7 protein-coding genes are annotated in these 21208 nt (G+C 36.4%); 3 read left to right on the top strand and 4 right to left on the bottom strand.

Features of this window, described 5'->3' with window-relative positions; translation table 11 throughout:
* The first annotated feature begins 348 nt into the window (after positions 1 to 348).
* Positions 349 to 2982 carry an MGH1-like glycoside hydrolase domain-containing protein gene (locus tag L2586_RS20080; protein WP_235294743.1) on the top strand — a complete coding sequence of 878 codons (2634 nt, stop codon included), beginning with the start codon at positions 349 to 351 and terminating at the stop codon, positions 2980 to 2982.
* A gap of 281 nt (positions 2983 to 3263) precedes the next feature.
* Here L2586_RS20080 and L2586_RS20075 read toward each other — a convergent pair whose 3' ends face one another.
* Both L2586_RS20075 and L2586_RS20070 read right to left on the bottom strand, forming a co-directional pair.
* The gene (locus tag L2586_RS20075) at positions 3264 to 13454 is read right to left on the bottom strand and encodes a T9SS type A sorting domain-containing protein (protein WP_235294742.1); all 10191 of its coding nucleotides are present in this window, start codon (positions 13452 to 13454) and stop codon (positions 3264 to 3266) included.
* 736 nt (positions 13455 to 14190) lie between these two features.
* Positions 14191 to 14979, bottom strand: coding sequence for an OmpA/MotB family protein (locus L2586_RS20070; protein ID WP_235294741.1), 789 nt, complete (start codon positions 14977 to 14979; stop codon positions 14191 to 14193).
* A gap of 248 nt (positions 14980 to 15227) precedes the next feature.
* Here L2586_RS20070 and L2586_RS20065 point away from each other — a divergent pair, with 248 nt between their 5' ends.
* Together L2586_RS20065 and L2586_RS20060 are read left to right on the top strand one after the other, a co-directional pair.
* Positions 15228 to 17147 (top strand): YgiQ family radical SAM protein, encoded by a 1920-nt coding sequence (locus L2586_RS20065; RefSeq protein ID WP_235294740.1) that lies wholly within the window; start codon positions 15228 to 15230, stop codon positions 17145 to 17147.
* A 96-nt stretch (positions 17148 to 17243) separates the two neighbouring features.
* Positions 17244 to 17627 (top strand): DUF983 domain-containing protein, encoded by a 384-nt coding sequence (locus L2586_RS20060; RefSeq protein WP_235294739.1) that lies wholly within the window; start codon positions 17244 to 17246, stop codon positions 17625 to 17627.
* 13 nt (positions 17628 to 17640) lie between these two features.
* Here the strand turns inward: L2586_RS20060 and L2586_RS20055 are convergent, their stop codons facing one another.
* Complete coding sequence (locus L2586_RS20055) at positions 17641 to 18636, bottom strand: pirin family protein (RefSeq protein WP_235294738.1); 996 nt, start codon at positions 18634 to 18636, stop codon at positions 17641 to 17643.
* A gap of 113 nt (positions 18637 to 18749) precedes the next feature.
* Positions 18750 to 21077: a TonB-dependent receptor domain-containing protein gene (locus L2586_RS20050; protein ID WP_235294737.1), complete on the bottom strand. Its 2328-nt coding sequence runs from the start codon at positions 21075 to 21077 to the stop codon at positions 18750 to 18752.
* Positions 21078 to 21208: the final 131 nt, after the last annotated feature.

Genomic DNA, 21208 nt, shown 5'->3' with positions numbered 1-21208 from the left:
GAAACAAATTCTCCATCTAACCACTACTCATAAGCGAATGCGAATTTAATTCTAAAAAATATATATTCATTAACTAATTAAATATATTTATATATGTTTTTTTAATTCAAATCGCCTACTATAAAGGACTTAAGCTATTTTGTAAAAAAAATTAATCTTTTGGGTTGGTAATTGTTAGACGTTTAATAAAGAACTCCCCCCCAAATAAAATGTAAAATATTTTACAAAAGTGCAGATAAATGGGATCCGTAGACCTAGAGGTTGTTTCGAACAGAATTCTAGCTGTATGAAAAGCTTATAAAACATTTACTTATCTTGCACGATTTTCTGATCAATAATACTTGACATATGAGCGGACAGAATAAGGCTTTAAATGCAGAGCAAAAAAGGCTAAAAATTTCCCAAAACAACACCAATTGGAAAAAATGGGGCCCCTATATGACCGATAGGCAATGGGGAACCGTTCGAGAAGATTATAGTGCAAATGGAGATCCCTGGAATTTCATATCACATGATATGGCAAGAAGTAATGCTTATCGATGGGGCGAAGAGGGGATAGGTGGATTTTGCGATGTACAAGAAATTCTGTGCCTTGCACCTGCTTTCTGGAATGGTCATGATTCCATATTGAAGGAGCGATTATTCGGATTAACGAATGGTCAAGGGAATCATGGAGAAGATGTAAAAGAACTTTACTACCATTTAGAATCAAGTCCTACTCACTCATATGCTAAAATGCTGTACAAGTACCCAATGGCAGCATACCCATATGAAAAATTGACCATCAATAATCAAAGAAGTAAAGAACAATCTGAATATGAGCTAGTCGATACTGGTGTCTTCGATGAAGATAAATACTTTGATATTTACCTAGAGTATGCGAAAGCAGATGTTGATGATTTATTACTTAAGATTACAGTGAAGAATAGATCAGATCAAGAAGCTGAAATTCATGTTATTCCTCAGCTGTGGTTTAGAAACTTCTGGAAACATAATCCGAGATATTCTAGGCCTAGCATTACAATGTCTAAGGACAATGAAATCCTTTCACATTCTATACGAAATGGAAAGTATCGTTTTTACTTTGAAGGTGGAATACCATTGTTCTGTGAAAATGAAACCAATAATGAAAAAATATACAATACTCCTAATGATATCCCATTTGTAAAAGACGGAATTAATAATCACATCATCCATGGTGAAGATTCCATAAACCCTGAATTATCTGGGTCTAAATGTGGGGTTTGGTATCATGAAGTTGTTCCAGCGAATGGAGAAGTTGTCTTTAAAGTGAGATTGTCGAAGAAAGAAAAAGAAAATGCTTGGGAAGATTTTGAAGATGTTTTTACTGAGAGAATTAAGGAAACCAATACCTTTTATGATAACATTACTCCGAAAGGAATTAACGAAGAAAGAAAGCATATATTAAGAAAATCCTTTGCTGGATTATTGTGGACTAAGCAATTCTATTACTTAGATGTACATAAATGGATAGAAGGCGGACCAGGGGAAATTCCTCCTTCCAGAAATGAAAAACGAAATGAAAATTGGACGCACTTAACCAATAGGGATATTATCTCTATGCCTGATAAGTGGGAGTATCCATGGTATGCAGTCTGGGATCTTGCTTTCCACGCTACGACCTTTGCAGAAATCGATGCGGATTTTGCTAAGAATCAATTACTTGTTATGCTTAAGGAATCCTATATGCATCCGAATGGTCAGATACCAGCATATGAATGGAATTTTAGTGATGTAAATCCTCCAGTTCATTCTTGGGCAGTTCTTGATGTTTATGAGAAAGATAAAAAAGCGAATAATGATGTTGGAGATCGGGATTTCTTAGAGAAGTGTTTTCAGAAATTGCTGATTAATTTTACTTGGTGGGTAAATCAAAAAGATTCTAGCGGAAATAGTCTTTTTGATGGTGGGTTTTTAGGACTTGATAATATTGGAGTGTTTGATCGAAGTAATATGCCTAGAGGTATTAAAAAGATGCAACAAGCTGATGCAACAAGTTGGATGGCCATGTTCTCCTTGGATATGTTACGGATTTCAGTTGAACTGTGTACATATAATAAGGCTTATGAAGAATCAGCCGCAAAGTTTTTTAGGCATTTTCTAAATATCGCTTGGGCGATGCACCATATCGGTTCTAAAGATATTTCGCTTTGGGATGATGTGGATTCTTTCTACTATGATGTAGTGGAAATGGATTCGGGAGTTACTTCTCGATTAAAAGTTCGATCACTTGTAGGTATTATTCCATTATTTGCTATCGAGATCATTAACAAAAAACTTTTTGACGAACTGAAAGAGTTTAAGAATAGGGTCAGCACCATGACCAGAACCAGACCTGATTTAGCCCGCTTGATTTCAAGAATAGAAGAGGAGAATGAAGAAGGAAATTATTTGTTTTCTATAATGAGAGGCTTTAGACTAGAACACGTTCTGAAAAGAATGCTCGATGAAAAGGAATTCCTCTCAGAATATGGCATCCGATCATTATCAAAATATCATGAAAAGAATCCGTTTGTTTTTGAGCATCATGGTAGACATTCTATAAAATATGAATCAGGGGAAAGTAGAACAGATATGTTCGGTGGAAATTCGAATTGGCGTGGACCGATTTGGTTCCCATTAAATTACCTTATTATTCAGTCTTTAAGAAGGTATTATAAGTATTACGGCCCAGAGTATAAATACGAAATGCCCACTGGTTCAGGAAATATGATGAACTTGAAAGAAATAGCTCATGAATTGTCTGTGAGACTTTTAAAGTTATTCGAAAGAGATTCGCAAGGGAAATATCATTACCATACAAAGACCAAAAATAAGTTGTATTCTAAGAATAAACATTTTAAGGATCATCACTTATTTTACGAGTTTTTCGATGGCGATTCGGGTAGGGGACTTGGTGCATCTCACCAGACAGGTTGGACTGCACTTATAAGCAACATCATTCTCGAGCTGGAAGATTAGGAAGATTTTTTATGTCAATGTAGGTTTAAGCGTAATCGTACATTGTTTACCGGTAGTATAAGGCTATTATTGGCGATAGTTATTTCTATGCCTTTTCTGATTATCTATATTCCTTGAATTAGTCAGTATTATTATATGCGGTTTTAGGATTGTTAAAATAATCTTAATGCAAAGCAATAAAAATTCAATCAACCACAAATGTAAAACCACCGCTCGAAAGTTCGAGCGATGGCTTTATCTTCCCTAAACCTAATGGGAACATGTAAGTAGTAAACCTAAACCTACTTTATCTTCATGAATTTCTTAAGATCGGTAGATTCTCCATCGGTTACTTTGATGTAGTAAGTTCCACCTGGGAAATCATTAACATCTATCATCAATGAATTTAATCCTTTGATAACATCTGCGTTTTGATTTTTTACCAATTGTCCTAATGGATTAACAATTTGGTAATTAATATTTTGATCAAATGCTGAATAAACATTAAGCTCAAATGATTCAACGCTTGGGTTAGGAGTGATTTCCTCAATTGCTAAGGTTTCAATCTCACCATCTAACTCACCTTTTGTAAGACACTCTATGATTTTTTCACTGAATGTTATACAATTGTTTGCATCAGTCACTTGAAGCGTTAAGTTAACCGTATGGAACCCAACATAAATTTCTATCGTTTCAGTACCTTGGCCACCTTGAATCTGACAATCTTTTCCTTGAATTGTCCACTCATATGTGAAAGGTGCTTGTCCTCCAGTTACGTCTGCGGTTACAATATTTTGATGTGAGTTACATCTAATATTTTCTTCCGTTTCGATAGTCGTAGCTAAGTCAGAATTCACAATAGAAGCAAGCGTCTGAACAGCTTGAGATACATTACCACATTCATCTTGTGCATACCAAGTATTCGTAATAGTCATGATATCATCTGTCATATCTTCTATCTCAGTAAATGTGATACTTCCACTCATTGAGTCAACCAAACTACCAAATGTAGGTGGTTCTAAGTTTCCAAGATCTGGAATTGGGTTACAACCGAAGTTAGCACTTTGAGGTTGATTAACCAATACTGGTGGAATGTCATCAATGATAATCAAGTTGATCTCCATTCTGCTTTTGTTTCCACAAGCATCAGACACTTCCCAAGTATATGATCTCTTTTCATACCATCCATCTTCTGCACATTGTTCTGATTTAATAGAATTTTCTGTGAACTCAGGGTTAATGATCGCTCCTACGCAATTATCTCTACCTAGAACAGTATACCAATCTATTTCGTCGATGAATTGCATGTCAGAAGGGTTAGACATATACACTGTTGCACTATTGCCCATGTATTTTTTCAACTCTTCATTATAAATCAATTCCGGAGCGGTAACATCTTGGATAGAAATCATTTGTTCTACTTCCGTTGTATTTCCACATAAATCTGTTGCTGACCACATTCTTCTGATATAGTACTGTGCGTCACATTCTTCGCTGAAAACCGTGTCCTGAACCATGAAAACTTCTATGTCTGCATTTCCACAATTATCTACAGCACTAACTTCTGGCATAGAGATATCTTCACATATGAACTCTTCAAGTCCTAAGATTTGTGGGCCTTGTTGATCCACAACATGAATCAATTGAGTACGCTCAGAAGTATTACCGCACTCATCTGATGCTAAAATTCTTCTTTTGACATCATATGTATTCGGACAATCTCCAGGAATAATTTCATCTTCATATTGAACAGTTGCACTTCCACAATTATCGATAGCTTCCGTATCAGGAATTGATCGATCACATGATACAGTTAATTCACTTCTAAAGTTTTCAAATACTGGAGCCTCTGTATCTATTGTTCTAACATAAACTGCATACTCAGAAACATTTCCACAGAAATCTTCTGCCTTCCATACTAATTTCATTAGTGATTTTCCACCCTCATCACAATTCATACTTCCTTGCTCTATTTCTTCGAAAGAAGTTTCTAATGGTCTATCACACTCATCAGTAAATACTGCATCGTCTAATCCAATGCTTAAGAAATTCTCACCACAACTAACGCTTACAGTATCGCCATTTGCAATACCTACTAATGCCTCAGCATTGATAGAAATTTCAGGACTTGTAACATCATCAAAAATTATGGTCTGAACGAAAGTGGCGTAATTCCCACATCTGTCAACTGCTTCATAAACTCTTTCTACTACATTTCCACATGCTCCATCTACTTCACGATCAAAAAAGGACATATTACTATTACCACATGCATCTAATGAATATACAAATGGTATGTCATCATCACTTCCACAAACATATTCAGAAGAACCAACGATAACTGGCGCTACTGTATCAACTACACGGATAGTTAGTGTGATACTCTTAGTATTTCCACATGCATCTGATGTTGTCCAAGTATAGGTTTGAACTTCTAATGCTCCATTATTACAATTATCGTAAAGCGATATATTCTCATCCAATGTAATTACTGGAATTCCACTGCACATTTCAGTAGATGTTGCATTTTCAAGTGATAATGCATCATATTCAGATGGAATACCACCAGAATTACAATCAAATGTAAGTGTCAAGTCTTCTGTAATATCAAGATCACCAGGCAATGCTATTGTTAATGTTGGTGCCGTGTCATCAGTAAAGAATATGGTCTGAGTTGTTGTTGCTTCGTTTCCACAACAGTCAGTTGCAGTCCAAGTTCTTTTGATCATTTGATCTCTTACACATTCGCTTGCAATAAATTCCTCTTCGAATGTTACGTCTGCGCATAGACATTCATCTACAGCAGTCATTGTTGGGGCATCTGGAATATTGTCGCAAGTAACAGTCGCATCCAATGGTATAGAAGTAAATACCGGTGGTATTTCATCAACGATATCCATGAAGATGTATAGTAATGTTGAGTTTCCACAAGCATCAGTAGCAGTCCATGAACATCTTAGTCTTTGGATATAGCCATCTTGTGCACAATCTCCATCACCTATTTTAACTTCTGTTACATTGACTTCAACTTCTGCATCACAGTTATCTGAAACGGATACATCATTAATTGAAGCTTCTGGTATCTGCCAATTTGGATTTTGGCCATAACACTGTATTTTCATGATGTCTCCATTTTGTAACCCTTCCATCATTGGATTGATGAATGTGATTACAGGATCTTCAGTATCTATAGTCCATGTATAAGTAATCGATTTTTCTTCTGCACTGCCACAAATTCCTTCGTAGTTAGCTGTCCAAGTTTGACTATAATGACATCCTTCATTAACTTGACCTTCTGTAGTAATTATAACATCATTACCACTTTCTATACAATTATCTATTACTTCAAAAGTTGGCGCAATGACCTCAGGATTACATCCTAAGTCTTGACTTTCAGCGTCTGTAGTAATTTCTGGGTTTTCAGAAGCACTAATCCAAGTATAAGTAACAGATTCTTGTTCAGCTATATTTCCACAAGCATCCGTATAATCAGCCGTCCAAGTTTGAGTATAATAGCATCCTTGATTACTAGGACCAGTTGTAGTCGGTGCAATATCTATTCTCAGTTCTTTACAATTATCTGTTGCACTAAATGTTGGTGGTATGATTTCAGGATTACAACCTAAATCTTTATCCTCTGAATCACTAGAGATTACAGGTTTCTCAGTGTCTTCCGACCATGTATATGTCACTGAAACTTGATCAGCTACGTTTTGACAGTTGTCAGAATAATTAGCCGTCCAAGTTTGTGTTATTGCACAACCATTGCTTTGTGGTCCATCAGTAACAGCACTTATAGTCATATCTGCAATATCAAGACAGTTATCATTGACATAGAAAATAGGTGCGTCAAATTCAGGATTACAACCTAAATCTTTATCTTCTGAATCACTAGAGATTACAGGTTTCTCAGTATCTTCTGACCAAGTATAAGTAACAGATTCTTGTTCAGCTATATTTCCACAAGCATCCGTATAATCAGCCGTCCAAGTTTGAGTATAATAGCATCCAAGACTAGTCGGTCCATCAGTCACAGGAGTAACATTAAGTGTTTCATCCATGCAGTTATCCGTAACAGTGAAAGTCGGAGGCACAACAGTAGGATTGCAACCTAAGTCTTTATCTTCTGAATCACTAGAGATTACAGGTTTCTCAGTGTCTTCCGACCATGTATATGTTACTGAAACTTGATCAGCTGCATTTTGACAGTAGTCAGAATAGTTAGCTGTCCAAGTTTGTGTCCATTTACAGCCATCACTTTGTGGTCCATCCGTAACAGCACTTATGGTCATATCTGCAATATCAAGACAGTTATCATTGACATAGAAAATAGGTGCGTCAAATTCCGGATTACAACCTAAATCTTTATCCTCTGAATCACTATAGATTACTGGTTTCTCAGTATCTTCTGACCAATTATAAGTAACAGATTCTTGTACTGCAATATTTCCACAAGCATCCGTATAATTAGCCGTCCAAGTCTGAGTATAATAACATCCAAGACTTGTTGGTCCATCAGTCACAGGAGTCACATCTAGTGTTTCATCCATGCAGTTATCTGTAACAGTGAAAGTAGGAGGCACAACAGTAGGATTACAACCTAAGTCTTTGTCTTCTGCGTCTGTTTCGATGACTGGTTTTTCAGTATCAACGGTCCATGTATAAGAAATCGTTACTGGAACTGCTTCATTTCCACATTCGTCTGTATAAGTAGCTGTCCAAGATTTAGTCATTACACAACCTGTTGCAATCGGTTCAGCAACAAAAATTTCTGCATCTACCGTAATATCAAGGCAGTTATCTTCAACTTTGAAAGTCGGAGGCACAACAGTAGGATTACAACCTAAGTTTTTAGTTACTGCATCAGTTGAGATCACAGGTTTTTCAGTATCAATTTTCCAAGTGTACGTAACGCTTTTTGGCTCAGCTGGAGTATCACAAGAAGTTCCATAATTTGCTGTCCAAGTTTGGGTATAGTAACAACCATCATTAGTAGGTCCATCTGTTTCTGGAACAACATTGACCGTTGCATCTAGACATTTGTCAAAAGCGGTAAATGTAGGAGGTACTACTGTAGGATTACAACCTAAATCTTTATCTTCTGCGTCAGTAGATATGACTGGCTCTTGCGCATCAGAGATCCACGTATAGGTAACTGAAGCTTCATCCGCCTCATTATTACAATGGTCTTTATAATTAGCTGTCCAAGTTTGAGTCATTGCACAACCATTGCTTTGAGGTCCATCCGTAACAGCACTAATAGTCATATCTGCAATATCAAGACAGTTATCATTGACATAGAAAATAGGTGCGTCAAATTCTGGATTACAACCTAAGTTTTTAGATTGTGAATCAGAACTAATCACTGGTTTCTCAGTATCTTCTGACCAAGTATAAGTAACAGATTCTTGTACTGCAATATTTCCGCAAGCATCCGTATAATTAGCCGTCCAAGTCTGAGTATAATAACATCCAAGACTAGTCGGTCCATCAGTCACAGGAGTAACATTAAGTGTTTCATCCATGCAGTTATCCGTAACAGTGAAAGTCGGAGGCACAACTGTAGGATTACAACCTAAGTCTTTATCTTCTGCGTCCGTTTCGATGACTGGTTTTTCAGTATCAACGGTCCATGTATAAGAAACCGTTACTGGAACTGCTTCATTTCCACATTCGTCTGTATAAGTAGCTGTCCAAGATTTGGTCATTACACAACCTGTTGCAATCGGTTCAGCAACAAAAATTTCTGCATCTACCGTAATATCAAGGCAGTTATCTTCAACAGTGAAAGTCGGAGGCACAACAGTAGGATTACAACCTAAGTTTTTAGTTACTGCATCAGTTAAGATCACAGGTTTTTCAGTATCAATTTTCCATGTGTACGTAACGCTTTTTGGCTCAGCTGGAGTATCACAAGAAGTTCCATAATTGGCTGTCCAAGTTTGTGTATAGTAACAACCATCCTTCGTAGGTCCATCTGTTTCTGGAACAACATTGACCGTTGCATCTAGACATTTGTCAAAAGCGGTAAATGTAGGAGGTACTACTGTAGGATTACAACCTAAATCTTTATCTTCTGCATCAGTAGATATGACTGGCTCTTGCGCATCAGAGATCCACGTATAGGTAACTGAAGCTTCATCCGCCTCATTATTGCAATGGTCTTTATAATTAGCCGTCCAAGTTTGAGTCATTGCACAACCATTGCTTTGTGGTCCATCAGTAACTGCACTTATCGTCATATCTGCAATATCAAGACAGTTATCATTGACATAGAAAATAGGTGCGTCAAATTCAGGATTACAACCTAAATTTTTAGATTGTGAATCAGAACTAATCACTGGCTTCTCAGTATCTTGTGACCAAGTATAAGTAACAGATTCTTGTGCTGCAATATTTCCGCAAGCATCCGTATAATTAGCAGTCCAAGTCTGAGTATAATAACATCCAAGACTAGTCGGTCCATCAGTCACAGGAGTAAGATTAAGTGTTTCATCCATGCAGTTATCCGTAACAGTGAAAGTCGGAGGCACAACAGTAGGATTACAACCTAAGTCTTTGTCTTCTGCGTCCGTTTCGATGACTGGTTTTTCAGTATCAACGGTCCATGTATAAGAAACCGTAACTGGAACTGCTTCATTTCCACATTCGTCTGTATAAGTAGCTGTCCAAGATTTAGTCATTACACAACCTGTTGCAATCGGTTCAGCAACAAAAATTTCTGCTTCTACCGTAATATCAAGACAGTTATCTTCAACTTTGAAAGTCGGAGGCACAACAGTAGGATTACAACCTAAGTTTTTAGTTACTGCATCAGTTGAGATCACAGGTTTTTCAGTATCAATTTTCCATGTGTACGTAACGCTTTTTGGCTCAGCTGGAGTATCACAAGAAGTTCCATAATTGGCTGTCCAAGTTTGTGTATAGTAACAACCATCCTTCGTAGGTCCATCTGTTTCTGGAACAACATTGACCGTTGCATCTAGACAATTATCTGTCGCAGTGAAAGTCGGAGGCACAACAGTAGGATTACATCCTAAGTCTTTATCTTCAGCGTCAGTGGATATGACTGGCTCTTGCGCATCAGAGATCCATGTATAGGTAACTGAAGCTTCATCCGCCTCATTATTACAATGGTCTTTATAATTAGCCGTCCAAGTTTGAGTCATTGCACAACCATTGCTTTGAGGTCCATCTGTAACAGCACTTATAGTCATATCTGCAATATCAAGACAGTTATCATTGACATAGAAAATAGGTGCGTCAAATTCTGGATTACAACCTAAATTTTTAGATTGTGAATCAGAACTAATCACTGGCTTCTCAGTATCTTCTGACCAATTATAAGTAACAGATTCTTGTACTGCAATATTTCCACAAGCATCCGTATAATTAGCCGTCCAAGTCTGAGTATAATAACATCCAAGACTTGTTGGTCCATCAGTCACAGGAGTAACATCTAGTGTTTCATCCATGCAGTTATCCGTAACAGTGAAAGTAGGAGGCACAACAGTAGGATTGCAACCTAAGTCTTTATCTTCTGCGTCTGTAGATATGACTGGTTTTTCAGTATCAACAGTCCATGTATAAGAAACCGTAACTGGAACTGCTTCATTTCCGCATTCGTCTGTATAAGTAGCTGTCCAAGATTTAGTCAATACACAACCTTCAGCAGTAGGCCCTTCGTAAGTTACTTCTGCGTCCATAGTTACATCAAGGCAGTTATCTTCTACCATAAAAGTCGGAGGCACAATAGTAGGATTACAACCTAAGTCTTTATCTTCTGCATCAGTTGAGATCACAGGCTTTTCAGTATCAATTTTCCATGTATAAGTAACACTTTCTTCATCTGCTATATTATCGCAACCATCAGTGTAGTTAGCAGTCCATGTCTGTGTATAATAACATCCTTGGTTAGTTGGTCCATCAGTTTCTGGAGTAAGTGTCATGTTCTTAAGTAGACAATTGTCTGAAACTGTAAATACAGGTTCTACAATTGTTGGGTTACAACCCAAGTCCTTGTCTTCAGCTTCTGTATTAATTACTGGCTTTTCACTGTCTTCAGTCCATGTATAGGTAATCGAAACTTCATCCGCTTCATTGCCACAAGCATCTATATAAGTAGCTGTCCATTTTTGTGTATATGCACAACCAGTATTTTGAGGCCCATCTGTATTAACAGTTGGTTCCATTGTAATATCAAGGCAATTGTCACTAACACTGAAAGTCGGAGGCACAACAGTAGGGTTACAACCTAACTCATCATCATCAAAATTAGATGTGATTTCTGGTTTCGTTTGATCATGAATAGTAATCGTTTGACTAACACTTCCAGGATTCCCGCAAGCATCAGTATAAGACCATGTTCTTGTAATGGTTTCTGGACAAGTTTCACCATCACTTTCGTCTTCACCTAACACACTTCCTTCTCCATCACAATTGTCCGTCCAATTAAGCTCTTCAGCCTCAGGCAAGTCTGAAAGACATGAAATAGTGATATCAGCAGGAGGAGTTTCAAATTCTGGTCCTTCTGTATCAACTATCGTTATGATTTGTTCGCAAGTAATATAATTGTTGTCAGCATCTTTCGCTTTCCAAGTTCTTGTTATTATTCTCTCATTATCACACTCACCCGCTTCATCACTATCTTCGTAAGTCACTGTAATTTCGCCACATCCTTCACCGGTAGTTGGTTCCCCTGTAAACGAAGGATCATCCGAGTCATCACATTGAATAGTAACATCACTTGGGCAATCTATAGTTGGAGGCAAACAACATGCTATCTGAGTTTCATTTGCAGTTTCATAGCAACCATATTTATCTGTTACAGTAACATAATATGTACCTGGTTCAACATTGAACAGATCACTATTAGTAGATTCGAAACCATTAGGGCCTTCCCATTCATACTGAAAGTCTCCTGATCCTCCAGTAATAGATATACCAATATTGATTTCACTTTCTTCATTACAGAATCCATTCGTCTGAATAGAAAGACCTGGATAAACTGTAACTTCTATGGTAGCTGAGTTACTACATTCGTTATCATCAGTATACGTATAAGTAACTTCATGCACTCCAGGTCCTGCCGTAGCAGGATTAAAAGTATACGTCGCACCATCTCCATTATCTTCAACACCGGTACCTGAATACACACCTCCTAGCGGAGTCGCTCCTCCGAAAGAAGTCTGCTTTCCTTCGTCTTCACATAAATATTCATCATCGAAATTATCAATGATGATTTCATTAACTGTTACTGTTGCTGTTTCTACTGTTTTACAATTTAATTCATCAGTAATGGTACAGCTGTAAGTAGTTGTTTCGGTAGGTGATACATTTATTGTACTAGTTGTTTCTCCGGTTTCCCATAAATAAGAAACTTCTAACTGATTGCCATTATCATTATTGCCTTCATAACTTGTGCTCGTGTAATCAGCTGAAATACTTGCCTCTTCTCCTTTGCATATTTCATCATCTGTCATTTCACCCGTTAATAAACAAGTAACACATATTTCGTTGGTTGTTGCAGTAATCGAACCTACACCGAATGAATCTCCATTAGGATAAGGTGAGCATACAGTAACTTCAGCAATATCTCCACCGCCTGGTACATCTTCTAAGGTGATTTCATATAATGCTGCTTCTCCGTTTCCTTGTGCGCCTGTTGCCGTATTGAAAACTTGAGAATGTGTTGCTAAAACCGTATTTGAACCAGAAGTTTTAATTTCAACTTCGACAGTCACTTTTCTAACTTCATCTTTTTCATGAATAGGAACTGCAATAGTAATATTTCTGTCTACATCATTCTGCCCTAATAGTATAATGTCAGTAATACATTCAGGTGCACTTTGTCCGTGCAATTCTTGATCAAATGTAGTTAATGAAGATGTAGCATTAGGCTCATCTCTTTCCACAACTACAACCATTGATGTTGGATCACAACCATTAACATCAATGATATTAACGTAAGTAGGGCTTCCTGTATAGATGTATCGATAAAAATATTCTGATACACCACTAGCACTACTTTGTACTGCCAAGACACCCTTAACACAAATGTTATCCAAGCCGCCAAAATCAAAAGTGATGTTATTAGCTGGATTGTTACCATTACAATCATTGGTTTCTATCCATACCTCGACGATAACTCTAGTCGTTGCATATGGAGAAGATGGAATATTGATTGTGTAATCACCACTATTGTGATTAGAACTCGAATAACCTTTCATATAGGTTTTTAATGATCGATCTGTTCCACAATCATTTTCAAATGTACCAGAGAAAGAGTTTGGGCATGTTGTATAACTATTTACTTCAGAATGAATATCATTAGAAATAGCAAAGTTTTCCGGATGCCAAAAAGCACTTTCAGAATTTGGGCCACTATTTTGGCCAATAACATTGGAAGTAATAAATAGGAGTAAAATAAATTTAAAACAGCGTAATGGGTTATTAAATTTAGAATTAAAGTGTGAAGTATTATAAGATGTCATAATAGAGGAATTCTGACAGACTTACAACATATCTATTGACCTTAGCCAAGTTAATGACTCAAGAATATAAACAGACTTGTAGGTTGTTAATTAGGTGATTAACAACAATTTAGGTGTTTGTAGTAATTTGATCTGGTATTCAGGGGTAACTGAAATTAGATTTAAGGTTAAAAGGTATGCTTTAGGTCTAGGTTTAAGATTTAGGTTAATTAAAAATTATTTAGGTTTTATAAACTGATTGCTCAATTTGGTTTAAAGATAAACTATTTATTAGGTAAATGTCAAGTAGAATAAATAAAATGTAAACTATTATACATTTTAAAGTGATAATTACGTAGGGGTACGTAGGGGTGAGGTGTTTTATCTGGAGATAATGATACTTTCGTCGAATTTCTACTCCACAAATCGTTAATTTTCTAGGACTTGTCTTAACTCCCGACCAAATTTAAATTTTATTGGAAGAAACTTTGTTGATAATAGTGAACGAGAAAATTCTTGTTTTATCAATTGTAAACAAAAAAATATTAAAAAATGAAAAATTCAATTTGTGGTTATTGTAAACTTGGACTTATAACATTAACAGGATTAAGCGTTGTTATGCTTATTATTTTAAATTCAACTTTATAAGGAAAACGATAAAGTGAGTTTTTATTATAAGATAACAAATAAAAAAGCCCAGCTAGTTTTTAGTTGGGCTTTTTCTATGGCTTCTCCTTTCAAGCAAACATAGTATTTCTTATCCTTTGAACTCTGGAGATTCTAATAATTGGAAGAACTGATCTAGTTTCGGAGCGATAATAATTTCTGTTCTTCGATTTGCACTTCTTCCTGTAGCGGTATCATTTGATTCTTTAGGCATGTTATCACCTCTTCCTGCAGCAACTAATCGTTCTGGGGTAACACCATACTTAGAGGCCAGTATCCTAACTACTGCGGTTGCCCTGTTAACTGATAAATCCCAATTATCTTTATACTTACTATTAGAAATAGGCACATTGTCTGTATGACCTTCCACCATAACATCCAGTTCATAGTGATCATTAATAACGGATGCAATTTTCTCTAGTACAGATTCAGCACTACTATTAATCGTAGCGGATGCAGAATTAAAAAGTAATTTATCTGAAATTGAAATATTTACGATACCTCCACGAACTTCTACTTTCACATCTTCGTCATTAATATTATTTAGTGAACGCTTTAGATTCATGACTAAAGCCAGATTGATCGAATCTTTCGTTTGGATCTTAGTTGAAAGATTTTCGATAAAACTGTACTGTTGTGAAATATTTTCTAAAGACTTAGAGATGTTTTCAGCACCCGTTTTAGAAACGATACTCAACTCTGACATTCGATCTAATAGACTAGCATTCGTACCTTGCAGGTTATCTAACTGGTCTTTGTATAAATCAGCTTGCTCTGTTTTTATGGCGAGTTCTTTTTCTAACTGACCTCTCGTTTTTCGCTTACATGATGTCGCTATTGCTATGACTACGATGAGTATAAGTATATGTAGTTGTTTCATTTCTTTTCTTTTGAGAACGAGCAAAGTTAAATATCTTATTGTTCTAAAAGGTTAAATGTGTCTTGGATGCGTAAAAATTTGCGTTTAATGCTTATTGGGTTCTATATTTTATTAGCCATTTAGCGCAATTAGTATCCGTGTATAAAATGATGATTTTGAACTTTATAGGTCAATGTTTGATTATAATGGTCTGTGGATTTTCAGAACACAAACATTGACAATTATAATTTGTAAATTTGCCACCATATATGATAGAATTACCAGTAATCAAGAACAAATTAGAAGATTGGCTTCCGATCACGAAAGCGGAAGTAGAATCTCGTGGTTGGCAAGACGTAGATGTGGTGTTGGTTTCAGGTGATGCGTACGTGGATCATCCAGCTTTCGGAACTGCTGTAATCGGTAGGATTATGGAAAGTGAAGGTCTTCGAGTTGCTATACTTCCGCAACCTAACTGGCAGGATGACTTGAGAGATTTCAAGAAATTCGGAAAACCTAGGTTGTTTTTTGGAGTAACATCCGGATGTATGGATACCATGGTGAATCACTATACCGCTTCTAAGCGTAGGCGATCGACTGATGCTTATACGCCGGGAGGAACAGCTGGATTTCGACCTGATTATGCATTGACAGAATACACGAAAATTTTAAAGAAATTATATCCTGACGTACCTGTTTTAATCGGAGGTATAGAAGCATCTCTAAGAAGAGTTACGCACTATGATTATTGGAAAGATGAGTTGTTCGCAAATATTCTGACGCATAGTGGTGCAGATCTATTAGTTTATGGGATGGGTGAAATGCCATTAAGGGAAATTATTAGGCTCTTATTAAAAGGAGTGCCTTTTGAATCTTTAAAGACGATTCCTCAAACCGGTGTATTGGTTGATCGAAATGCTGATTTACCGAAGAGTAAAAAATGGGAAGACTTGGTGCTGTCATCACATGAGAAATGTTTGCGGGATAAAACTGCATTTGCTGCTAATTTTAAACACATTGAGCAAGAATCTAATAAAGTTCAAGCGAAACGTTTAGTACAAGGAGTAGGAGATCATAATTTGGTAATCAATCCTCCCTATCCTCCGATGACTGAGGATGAAATAGATACTTCATTTGATTTGCCTTATACGAGGTTGCCACATCCAAAATACAATAAAAGAGGAGCAATTCCAGCATATGAAATGATCAAATTTTCGATCAATATGCACCGTGGATGTTTCGGTGGCTGTAGCTTTTGTACTATATCTGCTCACCAAGGAAAATTTGTTGCAAGCCGTTCGGAGGAATCCATTCTGAAGGAAGTAGATAAAGTTACAAATATGCCTGATTTCAAAGGTGTGATTTCGGATCTTGGTGGTCCTTCTGCGAATATGTATGGGATGAAAGGGAAGATTCAGTCTATCTGTGATCGATGCGTTGCTCCTTCTTGCATCCATCCAGTCATTTGCAGTAATCTAGATACGAGTCATAAAGCAATGACAAATATTTACAAGAAAGTCGATGCTAATCCGAAAGTAAAACATGCTTATGTAGGTAGTGGAATCAGGTATGACTTATTAGTTGATTCATATAATAAGAATGCTGACGGTTCTCAAGATGAATATATGGATCAGTTGGTTTCACGTCACGTTTGTGGGCGATTAAAAGTTGCACCAGAACATACTTCGGATGCAACCTTGAGGGTGATGAGAAAACCTTCATTCAAACACTTCCATGAGTTTAAAGAAAAGTATGAGAAAGTAAATAAGAAATTTGGATTAAAGCAACCTCTAATTCCTTACTTTATCTCGAGTCACCCAGGTTCTACTGAAGAAGAGATGGCGAATCTTGCGGCGGAAACGAAAGATATGGGCTTTAGATTAGAGCAAGTACAGGATTTTACACCAACTCCTATGACGGTTGCTACCATTATTTATTATACTGGCCTTCATCCTTATACACTGCGTCCTGTATATACTGCAAGGACGAAGAAAGAAAAGAAGAAACAACACATGTTTTTCTTCTGGCACAAGCGAGAAAATTATCAAGAAATCAAGGATAAACTGACTAATCTAGGACGTCCTGATTTAATAGAGAAACTATTAAGTGATAAAAAGAAAGCTAAGAAAAAAGAAATCATTCAAGGTCGTGTGAAAAAGAATAAGAAATTTACCAAAAGAAGGAGGTGATCCTAAGTAATTTTCTAATTTTGTGATATAAGGAATATTCACCATGACTAGAAAACATATTGATTATGTTTTCTGATTTCTAATCTATGATTATCAATGAGTTTAATAAAAAGTATTTGGAATTACACTTGTCCAAGATGTAGGGAAGGGGATCTATTTGTTAAGCCTTTTAATATTGCGAAACCGCTCGAAATGCCTGAGAAATGCTCAGTCTGCAATCAGCGATTCGAACCTGAACCAGGATATTATTTCGGAGCTATGTACATTTCCTATATGTGGACAGGAGGCGTTTGTCTTGTTGTTGTAGGATTCTGTTTGATGGTATTGGACTGGAGTGTAGAGAAATCGTTTGCACTTTTAATAGCAATAGCTATCGCTTCTTTTTTCTTCGTGATGAGAATTTCTCGTTCGATGTATATACACTTTGACGTGAAATACAAAGGAGATCAATTCAGAGAAGAAATGAAATTAAAGCAATAGCTATTTCTAAAGTTTAAGGTGTTTCCAATTTACCATCTGGATAAAGAGCAAATTTCCCTTTTTCTCGTGGATGAACGTGGTCGATCGTATCCCACGGCCAACCGCCAAATTCAGTTTTTCTGTAATCGTCCATTGCAGCCATGATTTCTTGTTGAGAATTCATTACAAATGGGCCATACTGTGCAACTGGTTCACCGATCGGTTTGCCTTGTAACATAAGGAATCGACCACTTTTACTCCCATTTTCTATCAATGTGCTTTGGCTTCCATCTAGTTCTAAGGCTTTATTAATTCCATATTTTTTTCCTTCAATGTTTATTTCATCTCCTTCGAAAAAGTAAAGACTTCGATTAACAGTCCCATCTACAGCAGGAATGGTGAAGCTTCCATTAGCATCAATATTAATGGTCCAGATTTGAACATTGTTTGCCTTGTCAGCTGCCCAAGAATTAGGTGCTGGTGGTGGTGCTTGTTCTCCTTTATATTCACCTGCAATTAATCGAACGGAAGCCGCTCCTTCTATGACTACTGGGATAGACTTATTCCATAACATGGAGAAATGTGGTTCTACGAACTTATTCTTTGCTGGAAGGTTAAGCCAAATTTGGAAAAAATCGGTATGATTTTCTTTGTCTTGGTTTAACATAGGAAACATTTCACTATGTTGAACGCCTTTTCCTGCCGTCATCCACTGAACATCTCCGTTGCCAAATCTTCCTGCAGCGCCTAAAGAATCGGAATGATCTATAATTCCTTTTTGGACGGCTGTTACGGTTTCAAATCCTCGATGAGGATGAGCTGGGAATCCTGGAACTGATTTTCCATGATACATGCTCCATCCACTTGGATTACCAAAATCATTTCCAAGATTTCTTCCTGCAAGGGAAGCTTTTGGCGTCATGTCTTCATTTCCTTCTGGATAATCATCCTTATGAAATACACAAAAAAGAAATGGATCTTGTGTTTGCCACGGGAAACTCAAATTTTTTACTCGGAGTACGGATGTCATAATGGTTAATTTTTATATCTAACAATTCAGAGTAAGTTTTGTTTTTTTGTGGAATAGTACACGCCTTATGAGACCCATTTCTATTTTAGATATTGAAGAATTTTAGATCCTTTTTATTCCGATGCTCCTGAATCAAATTCTCGTTCCTTTCGATTTCTCTTATTTGTAATTACTCCTTTGGCAAACTGGTAACTAAAAGAAAGGTAGCCAATCCTTGATTCTCTTTTTCGCAGTGATCTTTCTTCAAAGCCGTCGCCAAATAGAATCGATTCCGATTGAAAAGTATCAAAAATATCTGTAACTCTAAACGTCAAGCTTCCTTTACCTTTTAAGATTTTCCATCTTAAGGCAGTATCAAACTTCTGTGTTTCCACTGCTTTACTATAACGATTAGTACTTGCTCCTCGATAAATCCAGGTAATATCAAAGCTCAATTTCTTATTAATATTAAAGAGGTTTTTGATGGTCAAATTACTGTTGTTAAGATCAAGGAAACCTAAATCATTATCGACAGTTGTGTTGATTTTTTCGAAGTAGAAATTACCATTGATGTTGGTCTTTAGAAATTTATAAGGATAAAGAGATAAAGCTATTTCAGTTCCATAAGCATGGCTGGTGCCGTCATTGGTATAGCTTTGGAAGATGGTATTGTCAGTTTCGTTCGTAATATATAAAGGTAAAATAATGCTAGTCTTGTACCGATAAAAGATTCCAGGGTTAAAAGACCATTTATCGTAGCTATTGAGTGAATTGACTTCAAAACTATTCGAATATTCAGGATTTAAACTTGGATTACCTTGTCGATTGTAAAATCGGTCAAAGGAATTAGAAAATGGATTAACCTGTCTTAAACTAGGTCTAGAAATTCTTCGATTGTAACCAAAATTAACACTATTGTTTTCCGTGAAACCATAGGTGAAATGAGCTGACGGAAAGAAGTTATGGAAAGTACGACTGACTTGTAACTCTGTATTTTCAAACTGGCTTTCTGACCAAAATCCTTCATACCTAACACCAAACTGGCCTTTCAAGTTGCTCCATTCTTTTTTGATTAGGGAGTATAAACCAAGATTCTTCTCGTCAAACATAAAACGATTTTGTCGATTAGTATTATCGTAATCATTCACAATTTGGTCATTAATTACATCTTTGATGGTGTAAAGCATCCCCGTTTCTATGCTCGATCCATTACCTAATGGCTGTACATAGTCTAAAGAAAAATTACTGACCTTAGAATCATATTCTAAAAAATCATCCCTGAAATTATTACCTGCTTGATAAGCGGCGCTTAGATCGTTTCGATTATCTGTGTAATGAAGATCTGCCTCTAAATAGTGATTTTTGTTGTTGAAGATTCGACGGTAATTAGCATTATATTCAGCACTTAGATGTTCATGTCGATTATTGGATATAAATTTATAATCAGCGGCATTCTCTATAATTCGAGTTGTATTAATAATATCATGCGAATTATCAGTATAACCACCAGAAAAGGAAAATTCATTTTTATCATCTAAAAACCAATCTATACCAGCCTTGATACTTTTAACTTGAGCATCAAACAAATTATCTCCAGACTGAGAATAATTCAACGCATCTGAAATCCGACTTCGACTATTAATTGATTCTGTAGCTCTATCTGCAAAATTTAAATTTAAACTCAAGTTGACCTTTTTTAATCCATTCGACAAGGCAAGTCCCGTAAGATATTGTTGATTAGTGCTGGCGCTTCCAGAAAGGGTACCAGAGAAACCTTGTTCCTTTTTTTTCTTAGTGATAATATTGATGATCCCTGTTAATCCATCAGCACGATGCTTGGCAGATGGTGTAGTGATCAATTCGATTTGTTGAATTTCACTCGCATCTATTTGTTGGAGGACATCCTGTGGAGCAAGTGGAGAGGGTTTTCCATTAATCAAGAGGTTAATATTACCTGATCCTCTTAATTCTATGCCACCATCTATTCCCGTTTGCACTTCTGATAATTGATTTAGCACTTCTACTGCGTCTCCACCTCCTGATTGCAAATCCTTGCCTACATTGATTACTTTTCTGTCTATCTTTTGTTCTACCGAGGTTCGTTCTCCACTTATTACAACCGTTTCCATAGTGATTAAATCACTTGATAGTAATATTTCAACATCTTTACTTCCTACTAGCTCTATCGTTTTTTCTTTGTTTTTGTAACCGATAAAACTAAACTGAAGGACATAATTTCCTTTTGGTAATTCTAATTTGTATTCTCCGTCATGATCTGTAGCCGTACCTTCTACATAAACCATTTCTGGGGTATTAGCAATAACGGTTACATAGGGGATTTTTTGCTTAGTATCAGCATCTAATACACGTCCACTTAATTGGACTTTGCCATTTTGAGCTGTTGCTGACAGAATGAAAAGTAAGCAAAAACAAAAGGCGGGAACAATTCTATTTATGGACATATAAAACTGATATTAAGATGACAAAGTTAGTGAAAGCCTTACAAGGATAATGATAAACTCACTTATTTATAAGCTTTAATTTTTTGTAATCTACATGCTTTTATGATTGATCGTGATATATTTATATTCAT

Origin of the sequence: Portibacter lacus, from assembly GCF_021533215.1 — a bacterium.
Classification (GTDB): Bacteria; Bacteroidota; Bacteroidia; order Chitinophagales; family Saprospiraceae; genus Portibacter; species Portibacter lacus.
This window is presented reverse-complemented; position numbering and strand designations above follow the sequence as displayed.